We start from the raw sequence: 25859 nt of genomic DNA, 5'->3' as shown, positions 1-25859 counted from the left end.
TAAACCGAAATGAAAGCATCCGATACCAAGGCCACGCTGTCGTTCAGCAACGGCGGCGACAGCGTTGATCTGCCGATCTACAAGGGCACCGTCGGTCCCGACGTCATCGACATCCGCAAGCTGTACGCGCAGACCGGCATGTTCACCTATGACCCGGGCTTCATGTCGACCGCGGCCTGCCAGTCGGCCATCACGTACATCGATGGCGACAAGGGCGAACTGCTGTATCGCGGCTACCCCATCGAGCAACTCGCCACCAACTGCGACTTCCTCGAAACCTGCCACCTGCTGCTGTACGGTGAACTGCCGGACCAGGCCAAGAAGGAAAACTTCACCAAGGTCGTGACGAACCACACCATGGTGAACGAGCAGATGCAGTTCTTCCTGCGCGGTTTCCGTCGCGATGCCCACCCGATGGCCATCATGACCGGCCTCGTGGGCGCCCTGTCGGCCTTCTATCACGACAGCACGGACATCAACAATCCCGAGCACCGCGAGATCGCCGCGATCCGCCTGATCGCGAAGATGCCCACGCTGGTGGCCATGGCGTACAAGTACACGATCGGCCAGCCGTACATGTACCCGAAGAACGACCTGAGCTACGCAGGCAACTTCCTGCACATGATGTTCGCCACGCCGTGCGAAGAGTACAAGGTGAACCCGGTGCTCGAGCGCGCGCTCGACCGCATCTTCATCCTGCACGCAGACCACGAGCAGAACGCCTCGACCTCGACGGTGCGCCTGTGCGGCTCGTCGGGCACGAACCCCTTCGCGGCCATCGCGGCCGGCGTGGCCTGCCTCTGGGGCCCGGCCCACGGCGGCGCCAACGAAGCAGCACTGAACATGCTGTACGACATCCAGAAGGAAGGCGGCGTCGAGAAGATCGGCGAGTTCATCAAGAAGGTCAAGGACAAGAACTCGAACGTCAAGCTGATGGGCTTCGGCCACCGCGTGTACAAGAACTACGACCCGCGCGCCAAGCTGATGCAGGAAACCTGCAACGAAGTGCTGACCGAGCTGGGCCTGGAAAACGACCCGCTGTTCAAGCTGGCCAAGGAACTGGAAAAGATCGCCCTGGAAGACGAATACTTCGTGTCGCGCAAGCTGTACCCGAACGTCGACTTCTACTCGGGCATCGTGCAGCGCGCCATCGGCATCCCGGTGCCGCTGTTCACCGCGATCTTCGCGCTGGCCCGCACGGTCGGCTGGATCGCCCAGCTGAACGAAATGATCGGCGACCCCGAGTACAAGATCGGCCGCCCGCGCCAGCTGTTCGAAGGCTCGCCCAAGCGCGACGTGAAGCCGATCTCGGCCCGCTGATCGGCCCGCCGAGCGATCGCTCCCCTCAAAAAGCTGCCTTCGGGCAGCTTTTTTATTGCCCGTTCGGCAGGCCCCTCTTCTCGGGCCGGCAGCAATGCCATCTCATATCACGATGGCAATGGCATGAAAACAGCGAGAAAATAGCCATCTCATCGCAGAACGCGATGCCCCACACCCCATGAGCACGTCAGAACGCAACTTCGCCCGCCGCATCGACCTCACGTCGCTGCAGCTGTTCGTGGCCGTCTGCGAGCTGGGCAGCATCGGCCGCGCGGCGGAGCGCGAATTCATTGCGGCCTCGGCCATCAGCAAGCGGCTGTCCGACCTGGAAGCCACGCTCGGCACCACCCTGCTCTACCGCCATGCGCGCGGCGTCGACCTCACGCCCGCCGGCGAAAGCCTGCTGCACCACGCCCGCTCGGTGCTCTACAGCCTCGAGAAGATGCAGGGCGAGCTCAGCGAATACGCCGACGGCGTGCGCGGCCACGTGCGGGTGCACGCGAACATCTCGGCCATCGTGCAGTTCCTGCCCGAAGACCTGGGCGTGTTCACGCGCGCCCACGAAGCCATCAAGATCGACCTCGAAGAACACCTGAGCAGCGAGGTGATCCGCGCGGTGCAGGAAGGCGCGGCCGACCTCGGCGTGTGCCACGTGGCCGGCGGCGCGGGCGAGCTGCAGAGCCTGTCGTACCGCCACGACCGCCTTGCGCTGATCGTGCCCACGGGGCACGTGCTGGCGGCGCAGGACAGCATCGACTTCATCGACTCGCTGGACTTCGACCACGTCGGCCTGCACACCAACAGCTCGATCTACGTCGCCATGCACGAGGCCGCGCTGGACGCGGGCCGCAGCATCAAGCTGCGCATCCACGTGACGGGGCTGGACGCGATGTGCCGGATGATCGAGAACGGCCTGGGCATCGGCGTGATGCCGCAACGCGCGTTCGAGCTCATGCAGAACGGCATCGGCCGCGGCCTGGCGAGCGTGGCGCTCAATGACGCCTGGGCGGCCCGCGAGATCCGCCTGGTGGCGCGCGACTTTTCCACCCTGCCGGTGGCGGCGCGCTCGCTGGTGAACCACCTGCATGCGGCAGCGGACGGCACGGAACAACTTGCGGCTTGAAACGCATTCGAAGCCCCGCACACAAGACAATCCATTTCCCCACGAAAGACAAGAGAACGACATGGCACGCACGCTCTACGACAAGATCTGGGACGAACACGTCGTCCACACCGAGGACGACGGCACCGCGATCCTCTACATCGACCGCCACCTGGTGCACGAAGTGACCAGCCCCCAGGCGTTCGAAGGCCTGCGCGAAGCCGGCCGCAAGCTGTGGCGCATCAGCTCGGTGGTGGCCACGGCCGACCACAACACGCCGACCACGGGCTGGGAGCGCGGCTATGAAGGCATTGCCGACCCGACCAGCAAGGAGCAGGTCACCACGCTGGACCACAACATCGCCGAGTTCGGCGCGGCCGCGTTCTTCCCGTTCCTGAGCAAGCGCCAGGGCATCGTGCACGTGATCGGCCCCGAGTCGGGCGCGACGCTGCCGGGCATGACCGTGGTCTGCGGCGACTCGCACACCTCCACGCACGGTGCGTTCGGCGCGCTGGCGCACGGCATCGGCACCAGCGAAGTCGAGCACGTGATGGCCACGCAGACGCTGCTGGGCAAGAAGGCGAAGAACATGCTCGTGAAGGTCGAGGGCAAGCTGCCCCTGGGCTGCACGGCCAAGGACATCGTGCTGGCCATCATCGGCAAGATCGGCACCGCCGGCGGCACGGGCTACACCATCGAATTCGCGGGCTCGGCCATTCGCGACTTGAGCATGGAAGGCCGCATGACGGTCTGCAACATGGCCATCGAAGCCGGCGCGCGCGCCGGACTGGTGGCGGTGGACGAGAAGACCATCAGCTACGTCAAGGGCCGCCCGCTCGCGCCCACCGGCGTGGAATGGGAACAGGCCGTGGGCTACTGGCGCACGCTGCAGTCCGACCCGGGCGCGAGCTTCGACGCCGTGGTCGAACTCGACGCAGCCACCATCCCTCCTCAAGTGACCTGGGGCACCTCGCCCGAGATGGTGGTCGACATCAACGGCCGCGTGCCCGATCCGGACAAGGAAAAGGACGCCAGCAAGCGCGGCGCCATCGAGCGCGCGCTGGTCTACATGGGCCTGGAGCCCAACAAGGCCATGAACGACATCTTCATCGACAAGGTGTTCATCGGCTCATGCACCAACAGCCGCATCGAGGACATGCGCGAAGCCGCGGCCGTGGTGAAGAAGCTGGGCCAGAAGGTCGCGAAGAACGTGAAGCTCGCGATGGTCGTGCCCGGCTCGGGCGTGGTGAAGGAACAGGCCGAGCGCGAAGGGCTCGACGTGATCTTCAAGGCCGCGGGCTTCGAATGGCGCGAGCCCGGCTGCTCGATGTGCCTGGCCATGAACGCCGACCGCCTGGAACCCGGCGAACGCTGCGCATCGACCAGCAACCGCAACTTCGAAGGCCGCCAGGGCGCCGGCGGCCGCACCCACCTCGTGAGCCCGGCCATGGCCGCCGCCGCCGCGGTGCACGGCCACTTCGTCGACGTTCGTACGTTCGCCTGAACACACAAGAGATCCACATGCAGAAATTCACCGTGCACAAGGGCCTCGTGGCCCCCATGGACCGCGAGAACGTCGACACCGACGCGATCATTCCCAAGCAGTTCCTGAAGTCGATCAAGAAGACCGGCTTCGGCGTGAACCTGTTCGACGAATGGCGCTACCTGGACGCCGGCTTCCCGGGACAGGACCCTGCGAGCCGCAAGCCCAACCCCGACTTCGTGCTGAACCAGCCGCGCTACGCGGGCGCCTCGGTGCTGCTGGCGCGCAAGAACTTCGGCTGCGGCTCGTCGCGCGAGCACGCGCCGTGGGCGCTAGACCAGTACGGCTTCCGCGCGATCATTGCGCCGAGCTACGCCGACATCTTCTTCAACAACAGCTTCAAGAACGGCCTGCTGCCGATCGTGCTGTCCGAAGCCCAGGTGGCCCAGCTGTTCGACGAGGCCGCAGCCTTCCCCGGCTACTCGCTGACCATCGACCTGGAACGCCAGGTGGTGGTGAAGCCCGATGGCGGCGAACTCGCGTTCGACGTGCAGGCTTTTCGCAAGTACTGCCTGATCAACGGGCTGGACGACATCGGCCTCACGCTGCGCCACAAGGACAAGATCAAGGCCTTCGAGGCCGAGCGCCTGGCGCAGAAGCCGTGGCTCGCGCATACGATGCTCGCGAACGCCTGAGCGTCGCTCTCTTTCATCTCTTCAACACACGACAAAAATGAAAATCGCAGTTCTCCCGGGTGACGGCATCGGCACCGAAATCGTGGCCGAGGCCGTCAAGGTGCTCGACGTGCTCGACCTGAAGTTCGAGATGGAATCGGCGCTGGTCGGCGGTGCGGCCTACGAGGCGCACGGCCATCCGCTGCCGGAGTCGACGCTCAAGCTGGCCAAGGAATCCGACGCGGTGCTGTTCGGCGCCGTGGGCGACTGGAAGTACGACAAGCTCGACCGCCCGCTGCGGCCCGAGCAGGCCATCCTGGGGCTGCGCAAGAACCTGGGCCTGTTCGCCAACTTCCGCCCGGCCATCTGCTACGAGCAGCTGGTGGACGCGTCGAGCCTGAAGCCCGAGCTGATCGCGGGCCTGGACATCCTGATCATTCGCGAGCTGACCGGCGACATCTACTTCGGCCAGCCGCGCGGTCGCCGCACGGCGGTCGACGGGCACTTCCCGGGCGCCGAGGAAGCCTTCGACACGATGCGCTATTCGCGCCCCGAGGTCGAGCGCATCGCGCGCGTGGCCTTCGAAGCGGCCCGCAAGCGCAGCAAGCGCGTGACCAGCGTGGACAAGGCCAACGTGCTCGAGACCTTCCAGTTCTGGAAGGACATCGTCACCGAGATCGGCAAGGAGTACCCGGACGTCGAGCTCGACCACATGTACGTCGACAACGCGGCCATGCAGCTCGTGAAGGCGCCCAAGAAGTTCGACGTGGTGGTCACCGGCAACATGTTCGGCGACATCCTCTCGGACGAGGCCGCGATGCTCACCGGCTCCATCGGCATGCTGCCCTCGGCCTCGCTCAATGCGAGCAACCAGGGCCTGTACGAGCCCAGCCACGGCAGCGCGCCCGACATTGCTGGCAAAGGGGTTGCCAATCCTTTGGCTACAATCCTGTCCGCTGCCATGATGCTCCGCTTCTCACTCAACCAACCCGAGGCTGCCGACCGTATCGAGTCGGCGGTGAAGCACGTGTTGGCCTCCGGGCTGCGCACGGGCGACATCTGGTCGGAAGGCACGAAGCGCGTCGGCACCCGCGAAATGGGCGACGCGGTCGTTGCAGCAATCACCAAAAAGACGATTACCGGCTAACCGCAGCCCGCTTCGTCACGCCCCTCCCCGGCTCGACGAGTCGGGGGCAAAAAAAGACAACTTTTCTTTTTTCATAAGGGCAAACTGAAATGGCGAACGCATCTCAACCTCTGGTCGGCCTCGTAGGCTGGCGCGGCATGGTCGGCTCGGTCCTGATGGACCGCATGCAGGCCGAAGGCGACTTCGGTCTCATCGAACCGATCTTCTTCTCGACCTCCAACGCGGGCGGCAAGGCCCCGGCGATGGCCAAGAACGAAACCGCGCTGAAGGATGCGAACGACATCGAGGCACTGAAGAAGTGCGACATCGTCATCACCTGCCAGGGCGGCGACTACACCAGCGAGGTGTTCCCCAAGCTGCGCGCCGCGGGCTGGAACGGCCACTGGATCGATGCCGCCTCCACCCTTCGCATGAAGGACGACGCGATCATCGTGCTCGACCCCGTCAACCTGCCGGTGATCGAGAACGCGCTGGCCAAGGGCGGCAAGAACTGGATCGGCGGCAACTGCACCGTGAGCTGCATGCTCATGGGCGTGGGCGCCCTCTACAAGGCCGGCCTGGTCGAGTGGATGACCAGCATGACCTACCAGGCGGCCTCGGGCGGCGGCGCGCAGCACATGCGCGAACTGCTGACCCAGTTCGGCACGCTCAACGCCGAAGTGCGCGCCCTGCTGGACGACCCGAAGTCGGCCATCCTCGAGATCGACCGCAAGGTGCTGCACAAGCAGCAGAACCTCAGCGCCGCTGAAACGGCCAACTTCGGCGCGCCTCTGGGCGGCTCGCTGATCCCCTGGATCGACAAGGACCTGGGCCTGGGCAAGAGCCAGGACGATGCCGAATGGGGCATGTCCAAGGAAGAGTGGAAGGGCGGCGCCGAGACCAACAAGATCCTCGGCCAGGGCGCGGGCTTCGGCACCGCCGCCACGCCGGTCGACGGTTTCTGCGTGCGCATCGGCGCCATGCGCTGCCACAGCCAGGCCCTGACCTTCAAGCTCAAGAAGGACGTGCCGCTGGCCGACATCGAGGCGATGATCGCTGCCGACAACCCCTGGGCGAAGGTCGTGCCGAACACGCGCGAAGCCACCGTGAAGGACCTGACGCCGGTGGCGGTGACGGGCACCATGAACATTCCGGTCGGCCGCATCCGCAAGCTGGCCATGGGCCCGGAATACGTGGGCGCCTTTACCATCGGCGACCAGTTGCTGTGGGGTGCCGCCGAACCGCTGCGCCGCATGCTGCGGATCTTGCTAGAAGCCTGATGCGGACTGCTCAGGGCCTTTTGAAACAAGAATTGTTGCCATATGGCAACAGTCAATGTGTTCGTAAGTATGCGCGCACTGGGTAGAACAGGCGCATTGCCTTGTCAGTGCCTGGTGTTGATGCTAACGTCCTCTTACAAATTCTGGGCCTGAGCCGCCCCTATCAGCATGACAAGACATCTGTTGCCTGCGGCCAGCCCATCGGCCGCTCGCCCGCCCCTCCCGTCCAACGGTTGGCGTCTCTCCATCCTTGGCGCGGCGGCAGCCGTGGCCCTGGGCATCGCCAGCACCGATGCCAGCGCCTTCGCGCTGGGTCAGCTGAAGGTGCAGTCGGCGCTGGGCGAGCCCTTGCGTGCCGAGATCGACGTGACCGAAATAGCCGCCAACGAGGCGGAAGGTCTGAAGATCAACATCGCGACCGCCGCTGCGTTCAAGAGCGCCGGCGTCCCCTACAACTCGGCGCTCAGCGACGTCAAGGCAACGCTGCAACGCCGCGCCGGCGGCCAGTACGTCGTGCGGCTGAGCGGCAACCGCCCGTTGAACGATCCGTTCATCGACCTGTTGCTCGAAGCCAACGGTTCGTCGGGCCGCATCGTGCGCGACTACACCGTGCTGCTCGACCCGCCGACCGCGCGCCAGGCTGCCGCAAGCGCAGCGGCTGCAGCAGCGCCCATCGCACCCCAGATCGCAACGCCCGTCGAACGCTCCACGTCGGCGGCACGTGCACGCCGCGAGCGTGCCGCGCCCCCAGTGGTGGCAACGGCGCCCGACGCGCCCGCCACTGCAGCACCGGCACCCGCCGCCGCAGCCCCTGCCACGGCAACCGCACCGGCCCGCACCAGCGGTGGTGGCGGCGAACAGGTCACCGTGCAGCGCGGCGACACCGCCAGCAAGATCGCCGGTGCCCACAAGCCGGCCGACGTGTCGCTCGACCAGATGCTGGTCGCGCTGCTGCTGGCCAACCCCGACGCATTCGTCGGCGGCAACATCAACCGCATGCGCGCCGGCGCGGTGCTCGACCTGCCGGGCTCGGCCGAAGCGTCCGCCGTGCCGCCCGCGGAAGCGCGCCGCACCGTGACCGCGCAAAGCCGCGATTTCGGCAGCTACCGCCAGCGCCTGGCCGAGAACGCCCCCACGTCGAACGTGGCGGCCGCCAGCCGCAAGGCTTCGGGCAAGCTGCAAGCCAACGTCGAAGACCGCAATGCCGCGGCCAGCGCCCCCGACAAGCTCACCATCTCGCAAGGCAGCGCCTCCACCCGCGCCGCCGACGACAAGGTTGCGCAAACCCGCCAGGCGCAGGACAACAACACCCGCGTCGCGGAACTGTCGAAAAACATCAACGAGCTGAACAAGCTCAAGTCCGGCAGCGGTGCCGGTGCCACGGCGCCTGCCGCCGCTGCGCCCGCAGCGTCCACGCCGGGCATTCCGGTTCCCGCGCCGTCCACCGGCGCGAGCCCGACGCCCGCAGCCGCGAGCCCTGCCCCTGTTGCCGCGGCCCCCGCGCCGGCACCGGTGGCTGCTCCGGCACCTGCCGCTGCAGCAACGCCCGCCGCAGCAGCACCGGCACCGGCTGCCCCCACGCCTGAAGCCGTTGCCGCAGCCCCGGTTGCCGTCGAGACGCCGCCCGCTGCCGGTGCAGCTGCTGCAGGCACCGACGCCGCAGCCGTGCCCGCAACGGCCGCCGCCAGCGCCGCAGTGGCCGCACCCGCGGCCCCGAAGCCGGCTGCCAAGAAGGTCGTGGCACCGCCGCCCCCGCCGGAACCCACCTTCCTCGAGGAACTGCTCGACAACCCGCTGATGCTCGCCGGTGGCGCGCTGATCGCGCTGCTGATCGGCTTCCTGCTGTACCGCGTGCTGGGCCGCCGCCGCGAGGAAATGAGCGAAAGCGTGTTCCTCGAAAGCCGCATTCCGAAGGACTCGTTCTTCGGCGCCAGCGGCGGCGAATCGGTCGACACCAAGAACCGTGGCGACTCCACCGTGTCGTCGCTGTCGTACTCGCCGAGCCAGCTCGACGCGGGCGATGTCGATCCCGTGGCCGAAGCCGACGTGTACCTGGCCTATGGCCGCGACCTGCAGGCAGAAGAAATCCTGCGCGAAGCGCTGCGCCTGAACCCGGACCGCACCGCCATCCACCTGAAGCTGCTCGAAATCCACGCCAAGCGCCGCGACGTGCGTGCCTACGAAAGCCTGGCCACCGAAGTGCACAAGCTGACGGGCGGCCTGGGTTCCGACTGGAACCGCGTGGTCGACATGGGCAAGGATCTCGATCCGGGCAACCCGCTGTACGAATCGGGCACGTCCCGCAGCGGCAGCGCAAGCGCCGCCGAAACGGCCGCCTTTGCCGGCGCGCTGGCCTCGGCCGCCAAGCCGGTCGCCGTGCCGCCTCCGCCTGCAGCGCCGCCAGTCGCCGTCGCCGCGCCGCCCGCCTTCGTGCCTTCGGTCGCACCGCTGGACTTCGATCTCGACCTGACCACGCCGCCAGCACCCGCTCCGGCACCGGCCCAGAACCACGCACCGGTCGGCGCCAGCCTGCCGAAGTCGGCCTACGCACCCGCTCCGACCACGGCACGCCCCGCGCCGCCGCTGTCGAACGGCCATGCCGCGACGCCCGTGGATCTCGAGAACGATTTCGACACCGCACCCGGCGCGCTGACGCCCAACACCCTGCCCGGCTCGCTGTCCGACATCGACAACACCCGTCCTGCCATGCTGCGCAATGCGCTGCCGGCCGACTCGGGCTTCATCGAATTCGACATGAGCGCGCTGGCCGGCCTGCCCGCAACGGCACCGACCGCGGCCGCCCCGTCGCGCTCGGCGGAAACGACGCGTCCTTCGCCGATCTCGCACGATGACGACCACGGCGACGAGAGCCCGCACGCCGTCAAGCTCTCGCTGGCACGTGAACTGCAAGCCATCGGCGACGTCGAAGGCGCCCGTTCGCTGGTCGAGGAAGTCGAAGCCGAAAGCGCCGGCGACCTCAAGACGCAAGCCCGTCAACTGCTCGCCGAGCTGCGCTGAGCTGTTGTCCCTGTCGTTCCTGAATTCGTGAGGCTGGCGTCTTGAGGCTGGCGCTTGGCATCCGCTACAACGGCCAGGCGTACGAGGGCTGGCAAAGCCAGCGCTCGGGCCGCACGGTGCAGGACAAGCTCGAAGCGGCCCTCACGAAATTCGCCGCGCAGCCCATCGGCACGCTGTGCGCCGGCCGCACCGACGCCGGTGTGCACGGGCTGATGCAGGTGGTGCACTTCGACACCGACGTCGAACGCGAACCCTTCTCCTGGATGCGCGGTACCAACCGCTTCCTGCCCGGCGACATCGCCGTGCAGTGGGCGCACCCGGTGCCCGACGAATTCCATTGCCGCGCCAGCGCCCTGGCGCGCCGCTACCTCTACGTGCTCTCGCAATCGCCGGTGCGGCCCAGCCTCGACGCGGGCCGCGTCGGCTGGTCGATGCATGCGCTCGACGGCGACGCGATGCGCGCCGCGGCCGCGCTGCTCATGGGCCGACACGATTTCAGCTCCTTCCGCGCCTCGGCCTGCCAGGCGCGCTCGCCGGTCAAGGACCTGCGACGCATAGCGATCACGCGCGTGGGCGACGGCGAGCGCTGCCGCTGGCATTTCGAGTTCGAGGCCGATGCCTTCCTGCACCACATGATCCGCAACCTGATGGGTTGCCTGGTGCGCATCGGCCGCGGCGACGAGCGCGTGGACTGGATCTCCGAGGTGCTGGCAGCGCGCAGCCGCAAGGTGGCGGCGCCCACCTTCTCCGCGGACGGCCTTTATTTCGTGGGTCCGATGTACGACGCCAAGTGGGGTCTGCCGGCCGAGGCCACGCTGCAGGCCGGCGGGGCTCCGTATGATGGCCCGCCATGACCGCGACCTGCCCTCCCCGAACCCGCATCAAGATCTGTGGCCTGACGCGTGAGGCCGACGTCGATGCGGCGGTCGAAGCCGGCGCCGATGCCATCGGATTCGTTCTTTACCCGAAAAGCCCCCGCGCCGTGACGCCCGGGCGCGCCGCCGAACTGGCTTCGCGCCTGCCCCCGTTCATCACGCCCGTGCTGTTGTTCGTGAACGAGGATGCTCCCAAAGTCATAGCGGCACTCTCATGTGTGAAGGGCGCCATCGCCCAATTCCACGGCGAGGAGTCGCCCGGAGAGTGCGAGGAGGCCAGCGGTCCTGGTCGCTTTCGCTACATGCGCGCCGCGCGCATTCCGCTGGGGGCTGCCGGAGCCGGCTTCGACCTCGTAAAATACGCGTCCGATTACTCCCACGCCCAGGCCATCCTGCTCGACGCGCATGTCGAAGGTTATGGCGGTGGCGGCAAGGCTTTCGATTGGTCACTTCTTCCACCCGCCGTCGACGCTCACCTCGTCTTGAGTGGTGGGCTCACACCTGCAAACGTGAGCGATGGCATTCGCATCCTGCGGACGCGCTGCAAGTCGCTGTCCGTTGATGTGAGCTCGGGCGTCGAAGTCGACGGCCCGGGGAACAAGGGCCTCAAGGACGCCGGAAAGATCCGGCAATTCGTCGCAGCCGTCAGGGCAGCCGACGCGTCCTTCTCCAGTTAGCCGCCGCAGCCGATCGCTATCGGGCTGCGGCCCATCGATCGAGAACCATGCAAAGCAATTACCAGCAACCCGATGCCACCGGCCACTTCGGCAACTACGGCGGCACCTTCGCGAGCGAAACGCTCACCCACGCGATCAACGAACTGCGCGACGCGTATGCGAAGTTCAAGGACGATCCGGCGTTCCTCGCCGAATTCCACTACGAGCTGAAGCACTTCGTCGGGCGTCCTTCGCCGATCTACCACGCCGCGCGCACCAGCCGCGAAATGGGCGGCGCGCAGATCTACCTGAAGCGCGAAGACCTGAACCACACCGGCGCGCACAAGATCAACAACGTGATCGGCCAGGCGATGCTCGCGCGCCGCATGGGCAAGCCCCGCGTGATCGCCGAAACCGGTGCCGGCCAGCACGGCGTGGCCACGGCCACCATCTGCGCGCGCTACGGCCTCGAATGCGTGGTCTACATGGGCAGCCAGGACGTGAAGCGCCAGAGCCCCAACGTCTACCGCATGAACCTGCTCGGCGCCACCGTGGTGCCGGTCGAGTCGGGCAGCAAGACGCTGAAGGACGCGCTCAACGAGGCGATGCGCGACTGGGTGACGAACGTGGAAAACACCTTCTACATCATCGGCACCGTCGCCGGCCCGCACCCGTATCCGACGATGGTGCGCGACTTCCAGAGCGTGATCGGCACGGAATGCATCGACCAGATGCCCGCCATGCTGGCCGCCGACGGAATCACCGGCGAAGCCGAAGGCAAGCAGCCCGACGTGGTTGTCGCCTGCGTGGGCGGCGGCAGCAACGCGATGGGTATCTTCCACCCCTACATTCCGTTCGCCGGCACGCGCCTGATCGGCGTGGAAGCCGCGGGCGAAGGGCTGGACAGCGGCAAGCATTCGGCGTCCATCCTGCGCGGCAGCCCTGGCGTGCTGCACGGCAACCGCACCTACCTGCTGCAGAACGAAGACGGCCAGATCACCGAGACGCACAGCATCAGCGCCGGTCTCGACTACCCCGGCGTGGGCCCCGAGCACGCGTACCTGGCGGACATCGGCCGTGCCGAGTACGTCGGCATCACCGACATGGAGGCGCTCGAGGCCTTCCACTACCTGTGCCGGACGGAGGGCATCATCCCCGCGCTCGAATCCAGCCACGCCGTGGCCTATGCCATGAAGCTCGCGAAGACCATGCGCCCCGACCAGTCCATCCTGGTGAACCTCTCGGGCCGCGGCGACAAGGACATCGGCACCGTGGCCGACCTGTCGGGCGTCGACTTCTACGACCGGCCTTCGATGCGCGGTCTGAGCGTGAAGGGAGGCAAGTGATGAGCCGCATTGCCGCTACCTTCGACGCGCTGAAAAAAGACGGCCGCCGCGCCCTCATTCCCTACGTCACTGCGGGCTTCCCCTTCGCCGACATCACGCCCGAGCTGATGCACGGCATGGTCGAGGCCGGTGCCGACGTGATCGAGCTCGGCGTGCCCTTCTCCGACCCGATGGCCGACGGCCCCGTGATCCAGAAGGCCGGCGAAGCCGCGCTGGCGCTGGGCATCGGCATGAAGCAGGTGCTGGCCATCGTGGCCGCCTTTCGCCAGAAGGACACGGCCACGCCCGTGGTGCTGATGGGCTATGCCAACCCCGTCGAGCGCTACGACCTCGTGCACGGCAAGCAGGCCTTCATCCGCGACGCGGCCACGGCCGGCGTCGACGGCCTGCTGGTGGTCGACTATCCGCCGGAGGAATGCGAAGCCTTCGCGGCCGAGCTGAAGGCCGCCGGCATCGACCTGATCTTCCTGCTGGCGCCCACCAGCACCGACGAGCGCATGGCGCAGGTCGCGCGCATGGCGAGCGGCTACGTGTACTACGTGTCGCTCAAGGGCGTGACGGGTGCCGGCCACCTCGATACCGAGGCGGTCGGCCGGATGATCCCGCGCATCCGCCAGCACGTGAGCATCCCGGTGGGCGTGGGCTTCGGCATCCGCGACGCGCGCACGGCGCAGGCGGTCGGCTCGGCCGCCGATGCGGTCGTGATCGGCACCAGGATCATTCAACTCGTCGAAGACCAGCCGCGCGAACGCGTGGTGCCGGCGGTGCGTGAATTCCTCGCGGGCATCCGCGAGGCGCTCGACGCCCTGCCTGCCGCTACCCCCAAGAACGCGGCTGGCCGATAATCGCGGTTGCCCTCACCCCCAGCCCCTCTTCCGCCCTGCGGGAGAGGGGAGCTAATTCGGAGTCCTATGAGCTGGCTTGAAAAACTGCTACCCGCCAAGATCGCACAAACCGACCCGTCGGAGCGCCGCCAGGTGCCCGAGGGCCTGTGGATCAAGTGCCCCGCCTGCGAGACCGTTCTGTACAAGACCGACCTCGAACACAACCAGAATGTCTGCCCCAGCTGCAGCCATCACCACCGCATCGGCGCCCGCGCGCGGCTCGACGCGTTCCTCGACGCCGAGGGCCGCTACGAAGTCGGCCAGGAAGTGCTGCCGGTCGACGCCCTGAAGTTCAAGGACAGCCGCAAGTACCCCGAGCGCCTGAAGGAAGCCCTGGAAAACACCGGCGAGACCGACGCGCTGGTCGTGCTGGGCGGCTCGGTCCACAGCATCAACGTGGTCGTGGCCTGCTTCGAGTTCGAATTCATGGGCGGCAGCATGGGCAGCGTGGTCGGCGAGCGCTTCGTGCGCGGCGTCGAGACCGCCATCGAGCAGAAGGTGCCCTTCATCTGCTTCACCGCCACCGGCGGCGCGCGCATGCAGGAAGGCCTGCTCTCGCTCATGCAGATGGCCAAGACCAACGCCTCGCTCACGCGCCTGGCGAAGAAGGGCCTGCCCTACATCAGCGTGCTGACCGACCCGACCATGGGCGGCGTGTCGGCCGGCTTCGCCTTCGTGGGCGACGTGGTGATCGCCGAGCCCAAGGCGCTGATCGGCTTTGCCGGCCCGCGCGTGATCGAATCGACCGTGCGCGTGACGCTGCCCGAAGGCTTCCAGCGCGCCGAGTTCCTGCAGACCAAGGGCGCCATCGACTTCATCAGCGACCGCCGCGAACTGCGCAAGACCATCGCCAGCACGCTGGCCATGCTGCTGCGCCAGCCGGCCGACGCGGTCAGCTGATCGAACAGGAAGCAGAAGCCGCGCGCGAGCGCAGCCAATGCAAAAGGGCCCGGATGCAATGCATCCGGGCCCTTTTTCCTGCGCGGTACGGGTTCAGAACGTCAGTTGGTAGGCAAACACCAGCAGGTTGCCCAGCACGATCGCGATCACCTGCAGCACCACGATGGCGGCCAGCGGGGACAGGTCGACGCCGCCGATCAGCGGAATGAAGCGGCGAAACGGCCGCACCAGCGGGTCGGCCAGGCGCGAGATCAGGTCCAGCAGCATCGGCGAGGCACCCGGGATCCACGACAGCACCGCATAGACAACCAGCAGCGCCGTCAGGCCCGAGACGGCCAGCTGCATCAGCCCGACCAGCGACACCAGCGGCAGGGTCACGATGTGGCCGAGGTTGCCGATGAGCAGCCACAGCAGCAGGAACTTCAGCATCACCAGCAGCCAGGCCGCGATCAGGCTCGCGAGGTCCCAGCGCTTCACCGACGGCACGATGCGCCGCAGCGGCAGCACGATCCAGTCGGTGATGGCGAACACGAAGCGCCCCAGCGGATTGCCGAAGGGCACACGGTGGTATTGCATGTAGAGGCGCAGCAGGCAGGCGCCGCCGAGCAGCCCGATGATCACGTCGAGGAGGAACGAGGGTATCTGGTACAACATGTCGGTTGGGAGAAAGGTGCGGTTGCACGACTGCTCCGATTCTGGCCCACAAGCGCCCCGTCGCCACTCACACTGCCCTACGAAACACCATGCCTTTGCTGAGCGTCGTCCTGCCCACCTGCAACAGCGGCGAGCTCGTCATCGAAACCGTGCAGTCGCTGCTGGCGCAGACCTTCACCGACTTCGAACTGCTGGTCATGGACGACGCGAGCTCCGACGGCACCTGGGAGCGCCTGGCCGCCTTCGACGACCCGCGCATCCGCCGGCACCGCAACGCCTGCAACGTCGGCCTGCCCACCAACATGAACATCGCCATGGCGATGGCGCAGGGCCAGTACCTGGCGCGCGTCGACCATGACGACTGCGCCATGCCCGAGCGCTTCGCGCGGCAGGTCGGCTTTCTGGAGAGCCACCCCGACATCACCGTGGTCGGCAGCCAGCTCGAGCATTTCCAGGACGAAGCAGGCATCACCGGCCTGCCGCTGGACGACGCGACCATCAAGGCGCGCATGGTGCTGGGCGCCGAATACCTGGCGAACCAGAGCACGCTCGGGCGCCTGGATTTCTATCGCGCGCACGCCCTGCGCTTCGACCCGAACCTCTACGTGGTCGACGACCTCGGTTTCTGGATGGACTGCATGCTGCATGGCGCACGCTTCGCCAACCTGCCCGAGCCGCTCACGCGCTACCGCATCCACGCGAACATGACCTCGCGCACCCTGCGGCTCGACCGGCTCTATGCCTCCAAGGACCGCATCTACCGCCGCTTCCTGCCGCTGTTGTTCCCGCGGCTGAGCGGGCGCGAATGCGAGCACCTGCTCAGCCTTTACCGCATGGCCGAGGACATGCCCCAGACGCTGGCCCACATGGTCGATGTGCACCGCGCGGCGCGCAGCGCGCTGTCCGAGATCGACACCCGCTGGGGCCAGAGCGCCGAAGGTTGCCAGGCGTGCGTCCTGAGCCTGTTGAACCGTGCGCGGCAGGGTTTCGAGGCGCGCGGGATACTGCGCGCGGAGCACGCGGCCGTGCTCGACCTGGTCTTTCAATCCCACTGACTTCGGCCCGAGTTCACAGCCCGGGCCCCCTCAACGTGCCTCTTCCTCTTTTTCCGCTCGGAACGGTCCTCTACCCCGGCGGCCTGCTGCCGCTTCGCATCTTCGAGGTGCGCTATCTCGACATGATCGGCAAGTGCCGCAAGGCCGACCTGCCCTTCGGCGTGGTGAGCCTCACCAGCGGCAGCGAGGTGCGCAAGGCCGGCGCCGAGGCCGAGAGTTTTGCCGCCGTCGGCACGCTGGCCTCGATCCGCGAATTCGAATCGCCGCAGAGCGGCCTGCTGCAGATCGAGTGCGTGGGCACGCAGCGCTTTCGCATCCGCAGCACCGAGCTGCAGAAGCACGGCCTGTGGATCGCCGAGGTGGACCCCGTGGCCGACGACGTCGCGCTCGAGATCCCCGACGACCTGAAGCACACCGCCACCGCGCTGCAGCGCCTGATCGACACCCTCGGGGAGCGTCGGCGCGCCGAGGGCGAGGCCGTGCGCCTGCCCATCGGCGAGCCCTACCGGCTCGGTGACTGCGGCTGGGTGGCCAATCGCTGGTGCGAGCTGGTGCCGATGCAACTCGAACTGCGCCAGCGCCTGATGGAACTCGACAGCCCGCTGATGCGCCTCGAACTGGTCAGCGATCTGCTCGCACGCACCGGCATCACTGAATGAGTTGCTACTTTTTTCATAGCGCATTGCGCAGGATTGACGGGCGATAGGGCCGTCTTTTCTTCAAATCCGATGGGCTAAAATGCCAGCCCCGCGCACGCTCCCGGATGCGCGCCACCCGCCTCCCATGTCCGATCACCTGACCCCTCCCATTCCCACGCCGTCTACGCCTGTAGCGGCACCGGCCGCTACCACGCCCGCCGTCGACGAAAACCAGCTCATCGCCGAACGCCGCGAAAAGCTCAAGCTGCTGCGCACGGCGCAGGCCGAGGGTAAAGGCGTTGCGTTCCCGAACGACTTCAAGCCCGGCCACCGCGCCGCGGCACTCGTCGAGGCGCACGGTGCCACCGAGGCCGAGGCCCTCGAGGCGCAAGCCGTCGCAGTGAGCGTCGGGGGCCGGATGATGCTCAAGCGCGTCATGGGCAAGGCCAGCTTCGCCACGCTGCAGGACGCCACCAGCCGCATCCAGCTGTATGTGACGCGCGACGCGGTCGGCGAGGAAACCTACGCCGAATTCAAGCGTTGGGACCTGGGCGACATCCTGGGTGCCGAAGGCACGCTGATGAAGACCAAGACCGGCGAACTGTCGGTCAAGGTCACCAAACTGCGCCTGCTCACCAAGAGCCTGCGGCCGCTGCCCGACAAGTTCCACGGCATGGCCGACCAGGAGCAGAAGTACCGCCAGCGCTACGTCGACCTGATCACCGACGAGTCGGCCCGCGTGCGCTTCACCGCGCGCAGCAAGGCGGTGAGCGCGCTGCGCGAGTTCATGGTGGCCAACGACTTCCTCGAGGTCGAGACGCCCATGCTGCACCCGATCCCGGGCGGCGCGAATGCCAAGCCGTTCAAGACGCACCACAACGCGCTCGACCAGGAGATGTTCCTGCGCATCGCGCCCGAGCTGTACCTGAAGCGCCTGATCGTCGGCGGCTTCGAGCGCGTGTTCGAAATCAACCGGAGCTACCGCAACGAGGGCATCTCGGTGCGGCACAACCCCGAGTTCACGATGATGGAGTTCTACGCGGCCTACTGGAACTACCGCGACCTGATGGACTTCACCGAGACGCTGATCCGCACCATCGCCGACAAGGCCGTGGGCACGCAGCAGCTCACCTACGGCGGCAAGCCCGTCGACCTGACGCAGCCCTTCGAGCGCCTGACGATCCGCGAAGCGATCCTCAAGTACACCGAAGCCGAGGGCGTGGCCCAGGGCGTGGACGACAGCGCCTGGCTCATCCCCGCCCTGCGCAAGCTCGGCCTGAGCGAAGAAAAGGACAAGCTCTCGCAGCGCAGCCTTGCGAGCCTGCAGGTGATGTACTTCGAGGAAACCGTCGAAGAGAAGCTCTGGCAGCCGACCTTCATCATGGAGCACCCGACCGAGATCTCGCCGCTGGCGCGCGCCAACGACGAGCGCCCCGAAGTCACCGAGCGCTTCGAGCTGTACATCACCGGGCGCGAGTTCGGCAACGGCTTCAGCGAGCTGAACGACGCCGAGGACCAGGCCGCGCGCTTCAACGCGCAAGTGGCCGCCAAGGACAGCGGCGACGACGAAGCCATGTTCTACGACCACGACTTCGTGCGTGCGCTCGAATACGGCATGCCGCCCACCGGCGGCTGCGGCATCGGCATCGACCGCCTGATGATGCTGCTGACAGACTCGCCGAGCATCCGCGACGTGATCCTGTTCCCGGCGCTGCGCAGGGAATCTTGAGCATGAAGTCACCGTCGTCGCTGCCGACGATCGGCATCGACTTCGGCACCTCCAACTCCGCCGTGGCCTGCCGGGTCGACGGCGTGGCCCGGCTGTTGCCCATCGAGGGCGCGGCCACCACCCTGCCCACGGCGATCTTCTTCAACGCCGAAGACCGCACCACGCACTTCGGGCGCGAAGCGGTGGCGCTCTATCTCGCGGGCTACGAAGGCCGCCTGATGCGCTCGCTGAAGAGCCTGCTCGGCAGCGCGCTGATGCAGGAAAAGACCGCCATCTACGACGGCCTGGTGAGCTTCGAGGACATCATCGCGCGCTTCCTGCACGAGCTCGCCCATCGCGCCGGCAAGGAACTGGGCCACACGCCCGAGCAGGTCGTGATCGGCCGCCCGGTGCACTTCGTGGACGACGACAGCAAGCGCGACGAACGTGCCGAGCAGAGCTTGCGCGTCGCGGCGCGCGCGGCGGGCTTTCGCGACATCTCGTTCCAGCTGGAGCCCATTGCGGCCGCCTTCGACTACGAGCAGCGCATCACCAGGGAATCCGTGGTGCTGATCGTGGACATCGGCGGCGGCACCTCCGACTTCACGGTCGTGCGCGTCGGGCCCGAGCGCGCCACGCACGAAGACCGCAGCGGCGACGTGCTGGCCACCACCGGCGTGCACATCGGCGGCACCGACTACGACCAGCGCCTGAACCTCGACCGCGTGATGCCGCTGCTGGGCTTTCGCCACCACGGCCCGCAAGGCCGCGAGGTGCCCAGCGGCGTGTTCTTCGACCTCTCGTCGTGGCACCTGATCAACTGGCTCTACGCCGCCAAGGCCACGCGCCAGGCCAAGGACCTGCGCACCAGCTACATCGACCTTCGGCTGCACGACCGGCTCATGACCGTGCTCGAAGAGCGCCATGGCCACCGCATCCTGGCGGCCGTGGAGCAGGCCAAGATCGACGCGTCGGTCAACGACGCGCCGGCCACCATCGACCTGTCGTGCGCCGAGCCCGGCCTGAGCGCCGTGCTCTCGCCCGAGGACATGGTGCAGCAGCTCAGCGGCCCGTTCGACGACGTGATCGCCTGCGCCCATGCCTGCGTCAAGCGCGCAGGGCTGCGCAGCAACGACCTCGACGCGATCTACCTCACGGGCGGCTCGTCGGCGCTGCGGCCGTTCCAGCACGCGCTGCGCAAGAGCTTCGCGGGCGTGCCGCTGGTCGAGGGCGACCTGTTCGGCGGCGTGGCCGCGGGCCTGGCCTGCGCGGCGCGCACGGAGCAGCGGGCGTGAAGTACCTGGCGGGCTATCCGGCGTCGCTGCTGGACCAGGTCCGCCAGCTGGTGGCGGACGACAAGCTCGCCGCGCTGCTCGGCAAGCGCTACCCCGAGGGCGTGCACACCGTGCAGACCGACCGCGCGCTCTACGAGTACGTGAGCGAGCTCAAGAGCGAGTTCATGCGCAAGGCCGAGCCGCTGTCCAAGGTGATGTTCGACAACAAGCTGCACGTGATCCGCAACGCCCTGGGCACGCACACCACGGTGTCGCGCGTGCAGGGCGGCAAGCTCAAGGCCAAGCGCGAGATCCGCGTGGCGAGCCTGTTCAAGGGCGTGCCGCTGCCGTGGCTGCGCATGATCGTCGTGCACGAGCTCGCGCACATGAAGGAGCGCGACCACGACAAGGCCTTCTATTCGCTGTGCACGCACATGGAGCCGGACTATTCGCAGCTCGAGTTCGACCTGCGGCTCTACCTGACCCACCTGGACGGCGGCGGCGAGCCGCTGTGGTCGAGCGCCGCGAAGGCGCCGGCGCCCTGAGTTTCTTCAGGCCGCCGCCGCGGCGGCCCTGACCTGCTCGATGCCGGCAACGGCCAGCCAGTGGCAATACCCGCCCGAGGTGCGGCGGTCGATGGCTTCCAGCGCCACGCCGTCGTAGGCGCCCGCGCGGTACTGGTGCTTGGACCAGTACTGGTCGGTGTGCCAGGCGTGGATGTGCAGCACGTCGCTGCCCAGCGCGCGGCTCGCATACGGCAGATGGTCCAGCAGGCCGAGCGAACATTGCTGCGGATAGGTGCGGCGCAAGGCCAGCTCGCCCGCATACATCGTGACGACGTTCTTGCACCAGCCCGGCCATTCGCCCTGGAAGTGGCGGAACTCCTCGTCGAGCAGCCGGTTGCAGTAGTCGAGCTGCGCCTCCACGAAATTGCAGACGAAGTCGGAGGGGCCGAGCACCGACGCGCCGACGTTGTGCAGGCCCGAATGCGGGAAGCCCCAACGCGCGCTGCACGCCGAGAGCTTGCGGCGCACCTCTTCCTCGTACGCGTAGGCGCCGAAGCCGAAGCACAGGCCGGTGGGCGTGAAGCCGGTGAGCGCGGGCGTGACGAAAGTGTCGCAATCGGTCTTCAGCAGGGTGTCGTACTTGCGGCACTCCTGGATGACGGCCGGCTCGCAGAGGTTGGCCACCGAGTTGATGTAGCCGTAGCCCGCCCAGTCGGTGTTGCGCTGCGCATAGGGCTCGCTCGGGATCACGACGATGCGGTCGTCCTGTGGCAGCGCAGCGGCGGCCTCCGGATGGCACACGGCGATGATCTTCGCGCGCGAGAACAGGTTCGAGAAGATCATGCTTTTGTAGAGCCATGAGAACTCGTCGATGATTTCCTGCTTGTGGTCGATGTAGACCAGCACGCCCATCGTCATGTCGTTTCCTTGCGAGGTGGCCGCCGGGCGTCACCGGCCGCGTTGCGAGCGGGCGTCCATGGCGGCCATGTACACGGAGCGGTACGGCTCGCTGAGATTGATGAAGTGCACCAGCAGCGTGTCGTCGCTCGCCAGGTGCGGCGGCGTGTTGATGCTGAGGTTGTCCAGGATGTGCGGCTCGCCGACAAGGCCCTCTTCGCCCAGCACCTCGTTCGTGTAGTACTGGTCGCCCTGGCTGCTGTACACCGCCGACTTGTCGGCCACCGCGCCGATGCGCTCCCAGATGCGATCGAGCAGCCGCGCATTGCCCGGCGTGTTGCGAAAACCCATGACGCCGGAGTTGAACTGCCAGGCGCCGATGTCCTTGGCGAGCAGCAGGTCGCGGCCTTCCAGCAGCGGCTCGATGCGCCTGGCGGGGTTGCGGAAGACGACGTCGGCGTCGACCCAGATCACCCATTCATGGTGCGCCAGGTGCTGGTTGATGAGCCAGCTGCGGATCCACGAGCCGTTGATGCCGGGGCCGATGGCCGCGGGAATGTCGCGGTACACGTGGTACGCGTGGCCATGCCGGTCGCAATAGCGGCGCACGTTGTGCTCGGACACGCGGGCGTAGGCCTGGATGTGCGGCGTGTACAGCGTCAGGAAGGCGATGCGTGCTTCGGGGTTGTAGCTGTCCGCCGCCGCCGCCGAGATCTCGGGGTACGCCGGCGGCTGCAGCACCGGGCTGCCCTGGGTCAGCGACGCGTTCACCTGGTCGACCAGCACGCGCTGCAGGTTCAGGTCGTGCAGCATGTCTTCGCCCGGCTCGCCGTCGACCTCGACCGGCGACGCACCCAGGTGGACCACGAAGACCGGCGCCTGGTGCCACTGCGCGATGCGCCAGGACACGTTGACGTAGACGCCCTGTTCCATGGCGTTGCATCCCCGCATGCCCGCCGGCCGCAGGCGCGCGGCCTCGTCGATGCGCCTGGCCACCCGGGCGATCACGTGGCCGGCATCGACGATCAGCTGGTGCAGCATCGCCCGGTTGGCGGCCGTGTGGCGCAGCACCATCATGTTGGTCATGGCCAGGCCGCCGAGGCTGCCCGCGGGCGGGCTCTCGGCCGCGAGCAGGTCGCGGCCCTGCATCAGCGCGTCGATGGCCACGGGATGGAAGACCACCGAATCGCCGTCGATGAAGAACAGCCAGTCGCCTTCGGCCAGCGTGCGCAGGTGGCGCAGGATCTCGCTGTACTTGGCGCTCGCGCGAAGCGCCGGGTGCAGGATGCGCTCGCTTTCGACCCATTGATGGGGGTAGCCGTGGAGCCTGCAGTAGTGCGCATGGTTGCGCAGCACCGCGTCGTCGCGGCGCTGGAGAAAACTGAGGCACAGGGGCATGGCCTACCCCGAGAGACCGGCCTCGGTCAGCGCGCGCCGGGCGCCGCGGTAGGCAGCCGACTCCAGCAGCGCCTCCCACGAGGCGGGCGCGGGCGTGTCGGGCAACAGGCTCCGGCGCCGCGCTTCGCTGCGCGCATCGGGCTGCCAGCGCTGCGTGCCCGCCGCGCGGGCGAAACCGTCGAGCAGTTCGTCCAGCGGTGCGCCGTCGCCGATGCTCTGGTTGCACAGCAGGGCCAGGTCGCAACCGGCTTGCAGCGCGGCCAGCGCCGCATCGGTGTAGCTCAGGAGCTGGCCGTCGATGTAGCGGCCGGCCTCCATGCTGAGGTCGTCGCTGAAGATCACGCCGTCGAAGCCGAGCTTCTGGCGCAGGATGTCCTGCAGCCACCGGGTCGAGAAGCCCGCCGGCCGCTTGTCGACCTTCGGGTAGATCACGTGCGCGGGCATCACCGCGGTGAGCGCGCCCGAAAGCCACTCGTACGGTCGCGCGTCGTCGCCCAGGATGGCCTTGAGACCGCGCTTGTCGACCGGAATCTCGACGTGCGAATCGGCATGCACGAAGCCGTGTCCGGGGAAATGCTTGCCGCAGTTGCGCATGCCCATCTGCAGCATGCCGTACATGACGCTCTTGGCCAGCAGCGCCACCACGCGCGGATCGCGATGAAAACTGCGTGTGCCGATGACGCTGCTGCCGCCGAAGTCGAGGTCGAGCACCGGCGCGAAACTGAAATCGACGCCGCAGGCACGCAGCTCGCCGGCCAGCACCTGCCCGGCGGCGGTGGCCGCCTGGGTGGCGCGCATGGCGTCGTTCATCCACAGCTCGCCGAGCGCGCGCATCGACGGCAGGTGGGTGAAGCCGTCGGTGCGAAAGCGCTGCACCCTGCCCCCTTCGTGGTCGACGCAGATCAGCAGGTCGGGCCGGATGGCCTTGATCTCGGCGTTGAGCGCGGTCATTTGCGCGCGGCCTTGCCAGTTGCGGGCGAAATGGATCACGCCGCCAACCAGCGGGTCGGCCAGGCGCCGGCGGTCGGCGCCGGTGAGTTCGGTGCCCGCCACGTCGATGATCAGCGGCGAATGCGACGGAACTGTGCGGGAACAGGAGTTGGGGCGGGTGAGCCCGGGGGTCATAGCTTCTCCACCACCACGAAGCTCGCGGCGTATTCGGTTTCGTCGGTCACGGTCACATGGGCCGTGAGGCCCTGCGCCTCGAACCATTCCTTCAGCTCGCCATGCAGCACGATGACGGGCTTGCCGCTGCGCAGGTTGGCGATCTCGCACAGGCGCCAGCTCATCGGCATGCGCATGCCCATGCCGACGGCCTTGCTGAAGGCCTCCTTGGCCGAGAAGCGGGTGGCGAGGTAGCTCAGACCGCGCTTCGGCCAGCGGGCGCTGCGGGCCTGCCAGACCGCGAATTCGGCGTCGCTGAGCACCTTGCGGGCAAAGCGCTCTCCCTGGCGCTCGAAGGTCGCGGCGATGCGGCGCAGGTCGCAGATGTCGGTGCCGATGCCGTAGATCATGCGGCGCCGGCGTTCATTGCGCTTCGCCGATGCAGCGCAGGTAGTCGCGCGTGGCGCCGGCGTAGCCCAGTTCCAGCGCGTCGGCCACGAAGGCATGGCCGATGGAGACCTCCTGCACGCCCGGCACGGCACGCAGGAAAGCGCTCAGGTTGTCGCGGCTCAGGTCGTGGCCGGCGTTGACGCCCAGGCCCGCCGCGATCGCCGCGCGCGCGGTCTCTGTGTAGCGCGCCAGCACGGCCTGCGCGTCCGGCGTGCCGCGGGAGGCGGCATAGGCCTCGGTGTAGAGCTCGACGCGGTCGGCGCCCACGGCCTTGACGGCGGCCATCATCTCGGGAATCGGGTCCATGAACAGGCTGACGCGCACGCCCAGGGCCTTGGCCTCGGCGATCAGCGGGCGCAGGCGCTCGGCGTCGTCGGGGAAGGTCCAGCCGTGGTCGCTGGTCGACTGGGTTTCGCTGTCTGGCACGAAGGTGGCCTGGTGCGGCTTCAGCGCGCGCACGAAGTCCATCAGGTTCTGGAAGGGGTTGCCTTCGATGTTGAATTCGACGCCCGGCCAGTCCTTGGCGAGCAGCGTCGACAGGTCGCTCACGTCGTGCGCGCGGATGTGGCGGGCGTCGGGGCGCGGGTGCACGGTGATGCCCTGGGCGCCGGCGGCCAGGCAGGCCTGTGCGGCTTTCACCACGCTCGGGATGCCCAGGTGGCGCGTGTTGCGCACCAGGGCGACCTTGTTGAGGTTGACGGACAGCGAAGTGGTGGCGCCGGCGTGGCCTGAAGTGCTCATAGTGCTTGCAGATCTCTCATCATTTGCCGCGTGCGCAGCGTGGACACGCCGCAATGGTAGTTGAGCAAGGCGCGCAGCTGGTTGCGCAGCGCGCTGTTGCTGCCGGCGTTCATGGTGGCAATTTCACGCAATGTGGAGGTAAATGGCGTGCGGTCGTCGAGCATGTCCTGCAACGCCTGCCAGTCGGCACCGGCGAGCGCGGCTTCTTCGTCGGCTGCGTGCCGCAAGCCGGCTTCCGGCACCAGGATGTAGCGCGTGTCGGCATCGAGCGGCTCCAGCGTGAGCGTCTGCAGGTCGAGCGCCGGCAGCAGGCCCACCGCGCGCAGCAGCAGCAGCTCGAAGGCGCGCAGCGCGGCGGCGTGCGTGGCCGCCTGGGCGCCGGCATGGTCGCCGGCCAGCACCTGTACCACGCCGGCGTAGGCGTCGAACAGCGCTTCGTGCGCGTCGTCGCGCGCCAGCAGGCGCAGCAGCAGTTCGTTCACGTAGTAGCCCGACAGCAGCGCCTCGCCGGTCGGCATGACGTGGCCGCCCATCCACTCGGCGCCCTTGAGCGTGCGGATCTCGGCGTCGCCGCCGTAGTTGAGCTGCAGGGGCTGCAGCGGCAGCAGCACCGGGCGGAAGTTGGAGCTCGGACGCTTCGCCCCCTTGGCCACCAGCGCGATGCGCCCGTGGTGCCGGGTGAAGACCTCGAGGATCAGGCTCGACTCGCTCCAGTCATAGCGATGGAGCACATAAGCCGGTTCGTGCGAAACGCGGTGGGCAGCGGCCAC

At 67.5% G+C, this 25859-nt stretch carries 24 protein-coding genes; 17 read left to right on the top strand and 7 right to left on the bottom strand.

All coding sequences use genetic code 11. The features are described from left to right. The first annotated feature begins 9 nt into the window (after positions 1-9). From gltA to accD, 12 genes are all read left to right on the top strand, one after another. Complete coding sequence (gene gltA, locus BM013_RS06090) at positions 10-1320, top strand: citrate synthase (RefSeq protein WP_093124143.1); 1311 nt, start codon at positions 10-12, stop codon at positions 1318-1320. A 178-nt stretch (positions 1321-1498) separates the two neighbouring features. Next, complete coding sequence (locus tag BM013_RS06085) at positions 1499-2443, top strand: LysR substrate-binding domain-containing protein (protein WP_093124141.1); 945 nt, start codon at positions 1499-1501, stop codon at positions 2441-2443. A gap of 61 nt (positions 2444-2504) precedes the next feature. Continuing rightward, positions 2505-3926 carry a 3-isopropylmalate dehydratase large subunit gene (leuC, locus tag BM013_RS06080; RefSeq protein WP_093124138.1) on the top strand — a complete coding sequence of 474 codons (1422 nt, stop codon included), beginning with the start codon at positions 2505-2507 and terminating at the stop codon, positions 3924-3926. 17 nt (positions 3927-3943) lie between these two features. After that, on the top strand, positions 3944-4600 hold the full coding sequence (leuD, locus tag BM013_RS06075) for a 3-isopropylmalate dehydratase small subunit (RefSeq protein WP_093124135.1): 657 nt from the start codon (positions 3944-3946) through the stop codon (positions 4598-4600). 37 nt (positions 4601-4637) lie between these two features. Next, complete coding sequence (gene leuB, locus BM013_RS06070; RefSeq protein WP_093124133.1) at positions 4638-5726, top strand: 3-isopropylmalate dehydrogenase; 1089 nt, start codon at positions 4638-4640, stop codon at positions 5724-5726. Positions 5727-5815: 89 nt separating this feature from the next. Further along, positions 5816-6985 carry an aspartate-semialdehyde dehydrogenase gene (gene asd / locus BM013_RS06065; protein ID WP_093124130.1) on the top strand — a complete coding sequence of 390 codons (1170 nt, stop codon included), beginning with the start codon at positions 5816-5818 and terminating at the stop codon, positions 6983-6985. A gap of 168 nt (positions 6986-7153) precedes the next feature. Next, a complete protein-coding gene (locus BM013_RS06060) occupies positions 7154-10003 on the top strand; it encodes a FimV/HubP family polar landmark protein (protein ID WP_093124128.1) in 2850 nt (949 codons plus the stop codon). Positions 10004-10044: 41 nt separating this feature from the next. Next, entirely contained in the window at positions 10045-10857 is an 813-nt protein-coding gene (gene truA / locus BM013_RS06055) for a tRNA pseudouridine(38-40) synthase TruA (RefSeq protein WP_093124125.1), read from the top strand. Continuing rightward, a complete protein-coding gene (locus tag BM013_RS06050) occupies positions 10854-11555 on the top strand; it encodes a phosphoribosylanthranilate isomerase (RefSeq protein ID WP_093124123.1) in 702 nt (233 codons plus the stop codon). The genes truA and BM013_RS06050 overlap by 4 nt, the downstream gene beginning before the upstream one ends. A gap of 47 nt (positions 11556-11602) precedes the next feature. Then, positions 11603-12880 (top strand): tryptophan synthase subunit beta, encoded by a 1278-nt coding sequence (trpB, locus tag BM013_RS06045; protein ID WP_093124119.1) that lies wholly within the window; start codon positions 11603-11605, stop codon positions 12878-12880. Beyond that, on the top strand, positions 12880-13725 hold the full coding sequence (trpA, locus tag BM013_RS06040) for a tryptophan synthase subunit alpha (protein ID WP_093124117.1): 846 nt from the start codon (positions 12880-12882) through the stop codon (positions 13723-13725). The genes trpB and trpA overlap by 1 nt, the downstream gene beginning before the upstream one ends. Before the next feature lie 66 nt (positions 13726-13791). After that, positions 13792-14664 (top strand): acetyl-CoA carboxylase, carboxyltransferase subunit beta, encoded by an 873-nt coding sequence (gene accD, locus BM013_RS06035; protein ID WP_093124114.1) that lies wholly within the window; start codon positions 13792-13794, stop codon positions 14662-14664. Between the two features lie 93 nt (positions 14665-14757). On the opposite strand, the gene BM013_RS06030 is transcribed toward accD, so the two are convergent. Further along, positions 14758-15318: a YggT family protein gene (locus BM013_RS06030; RefSeq protein WP_093124112.1), complete on the bottom strand. Its 561-nt coding sequence runs from the start codon at positions 15316-15318 to the stop codon at positions 14758-14760. A gap of 89 nt (positions 15319-15407) precedes the next feature. Here BM013_RS06030 and BM013_RS06025 point away from each other — a divergent pair, with 89 nt between their 5' ends. The 5 genes from BM013_RS06025 (at position 15408) to BM013_RS06005 (ending at position 20538) form a co-directional block, all read left to right on the top strand. Next, positions 15408-16373, top strand: a complete 966-nt coding sequence (locus BM013_RS06025; RefSeq protein ID WP_093124109.1) for a glycosyltransferase family 2 protein — start codon at positions 15408-15410, stop codon at positions 16371-16373. Positions 16374-16408: 35 nt separating this feature from the next. Further along, a complete protein-coding gene (locus BM013_RS06020) occupies positions 16409-17032 on the top strand; it encodes an LON peptidase substrate-binding domain-containing protein (RefSeq protein ID WP_256221402.1) in 624 nt (207 codons plus the stop codon). Between the two features lie 124 nt (positions 17033-17156). After that, the gene (gene lysS / locus BM013_RS06015) at positions 17157-18740 is read left to right on the top strand and encodes a lysine--tRNA ligase (protein ID WP_177206344.1); all 1584 of its coding nucleotides are present in this window, start codon (positions 17157-17159) and stop codon (positions 18738-18740) included. 2 nt (positions 18741-18742) lie between these two features. Further along, on the top strand, positions 18743-20014 hold the full coding sequence (locus tag BM013_RS06010; RefSeq protein ID WP_093124107.1) for an Hsp70 family protein: 1272 nt from the start codon (positions 18743-18745) through the stop codon (positions 20012-20014). Further along, positions 20011-20538, top strand: a complete 528-nt coding sequence (locus tag BM013_RS06005) for a M48 metallopeptidase family protein (RefSeq protein WP_093124105.1) — start codon at positions 20011-20013, stop codon at positions 20536-20538. Before BM013_RS06010 ends, BM013_RS06005 begins: the two co-directional genes overlap by 4 nt. Before the next feature lie 6 nt (positions 20539-20544). Here BM013_RS06005 and BM013_RS06000 read toward each other — a convergent pair whose 3' ends face one another. From BM013_RS06000 to recO, 6 genes are read right to left on the bottom strand one after another with little or no spacing between them, the layout of a single operon-like run. Next, positions 20545-21417: a DUF7164 domain-containing protein gene (locus BM013_RS06000; protein ID WP_093124103.1), complete on the bottom strand. Its 873-nt coding sequence runs from the start codon at positions 21415-21417 to the stop codon at positions 20545-20547. 30 nt (positions 21418-21447) lie between these two features. Further along, the gene (locus tag BM013_RS05995; RefSeq protein WP_093124100.1) at positions 21448-22794 is read right to left on the bottom strand and encodes a glycosyltransferase family protein; all 1347 of its coding nucleotides are present in this window, start codon (positions 22792-22794) and stop codon (positions 21448-21450) included. A 3-nt stretch (positions 22795-22797) separates the two neighbouring features. Further along, the gene (gene nagZ, locus BM013_RS05990) at positions 22798-23919 is read right to left on the bottom strand and encodes a beta-N-acetylhexosaminidase (protein WP_093124098.1); all 1122 of its coding nucleotides are present in this window, start codon (positions 23917-23919) and stop codon (positions 22798-22800) included. Next, positions 23916-24308 (bottom strand): holo-ACP synthase, encoded by a 393-nt coding sequence (gene acpS, locus BM013_RS05985; RefSeq protein WP_093124095.1) that lies wholly within the window; start codon positions 24306-24308, stop codon positions 23916-23918. The genes nagZ and acpS overlap by 4 nt, the downstream gene beginning before the upstream one ends. 13 nt (positions 24309-24321) lie before the next feature. After that, on the bottom strand, positions 24322-25089 hold the full coding sequence (locus tag BM013_RS05980) for a pyridoxine 5'-phosphate synthase (protein ID WP_093124093.1): 768 nt from the start codon (positions 25087-25089) through the stop codon (positions 24322-24324). After that, a complete protein-coding gene (recO, locus tag BM013_RS05975) occupies positions 25086-25859 on the bottom strand; it encodes a DNA repair protein RecO (protein WP_093124090.1) in 774 nt (257 codons plus the stop codon). The genes BM013_RS05980 and recO overlap by 4 nt, the downstream gene beginning before the upstream one ends.

The sequence above is a fragment of the Variovorax sp. OK605 genome (assembly GCF_900115445.1).
Classification (GTDB): domain Bacteria; phylum Pseudomonadota; class Gammaproteobacteria; order Burkholderiales; family Burkholderiaceae_C; genus Variovorax.
Note: the sequence above shows the minus strand (reverse complement) of the source record. Positions and strands in the feature narration are given on the sequence as shown.

Excerpts from the sequence above, each read along its gene's own strand:
- leuB (WP_093124133.1), top strand. The coding sequence starts at position 4,638 with ATGAAAATCGCAGTTCTCCCGGGTGACGGCATCGGCACCGAAATCGTG.
- BM013_RS06010 (WP_093124107.1), top strand. The coding sequence starts at position 18,743 with ATGAAGTCACCGTCGTCGCTGCCGACGATCGGCATCGACTTCGGCACC.
- nagZ (WP_093124098.1), bottom strand. The coding sequence starts at position 23,919 with ATGACCCCCGGGCTCACCCGCCCCAACTCCTGTTCCCGCACAGTTCCG.
- BM013_RS06030 (WP_093124112.1), bottom strand. The coding sequence starts at position 15,318 with ATGTTGTACCAGATACCCTCGTTCCTCCTCGACGTGATCATCGGGCTG.
- trpA (WP_093124117.1), top strand. The coding sequence starts at position 12,880 with ATGAGCCGCATTGCCGCTACCTTCGACGCGCTGAAAAAAGACGGCCGC.
- lysS (WP_177206344.1), top strand. The coding sequence starts at position 17,157 with ATGTCCGATCACCTGACCCCTCCCATTCCCACGCCGTCTACGCCTGTA.
- accD (WP_093124114.1), top strand. The coding sequence starts at position 13,792 with ATGAGCTGGCTTGAAAAACTGCTACCCGCCAAGATCGCACAAACCGAC.
- asd (WP_093124130.1), top strand. The coding sequence starts at position 5,816 with ATGGCGAACGCATCTCAACCTCTGGTCGGCCTCGTAGGCTGGCGCGGC.
- acpS (WP_093124095.1), bottom strand. The coding sequence starts at position 24,308 with ATGATCTACGGCATCGGCACCGACATCTGCGACCTGCGCCGCATCGCC.
- BM013_RS06050 (WP_093124123.1), top strand. The coding sequence starts at position 10,854 with ATGACCGCGACCTGCCCTCCCCGAACCCGCATCAAGATCTGTGGCCTG.
- leuC (WP_093124138.1), top strand. The coding sequence starts at position 2,505 with ATGGCACGCACGCTCTACGACAAGATCTGGGACGAACACGTCGTCCAC.
- BM013_RS05980 (WP_093124093.1), bottom strand. The coding sequence starts at position 25,089 with ATGAGCACTTCAGGCCACGCCGGCGCCACCACTTCGCTGTCCGTCAAC.
- BM013_RS06060 (WP_093124128.1), top strand. The coding sequence starts at position 7,154 with ATGACAAGACATCTGTTGCCTGCGGCCAGCCCATCGGCCGCTCGCCCG.
- trpB (WP_093124119.1), top strand. The coding sequence starts at position 11,603 with ATGCAAAGCAATTACCAGCAACCCGATGCCACCGGCCACTTCGGCAAC.
- BM013_RS05995 (WP_093124100.1), bottom strand. The coding sequence starts at position 22,794 with ATGCCCCTGTGCCTCAGTTTTCTCCAGCGCCGCGACGACGCGGTGCTG.
- BM013_RS06000 (WP_093124103.1), bottom strand. The coding sequence starts at position 21,417 with ATGACGATGGGCGTGCTGGTCTACATCGACCACAAGCAGGAAATCATC.
- gltA (WP_093124143.1), top strand. The coding sequence starts at position 10 with ATGAAAGCATCCGATACCAAGGCCACGCTGTCGTTCAGCAACGGCGGC.
- BM013_RS06085 (WP_093124141.1), top strand. The coding sequence starts at position 1,499 with ATGAGCACGTCAGAACGCAACTTCGCCCGCCGCATCGACCTCACGTCG.
- leuD (WP_093124135.1), top strand. The coding sequence starts at position 3,944 with ATGCAGAAATTCACCGTGCACAAGGGCCTCGTGGCCCCCATGGACCGC.
- BM013_RS06025 (WP_093124109.1), top strand. The coding sequence starts at position 15,408 with ATGCCTTTGCTGAGCGTCGTCCTGCCCACCTGCAACAGCGGCGAGCTC.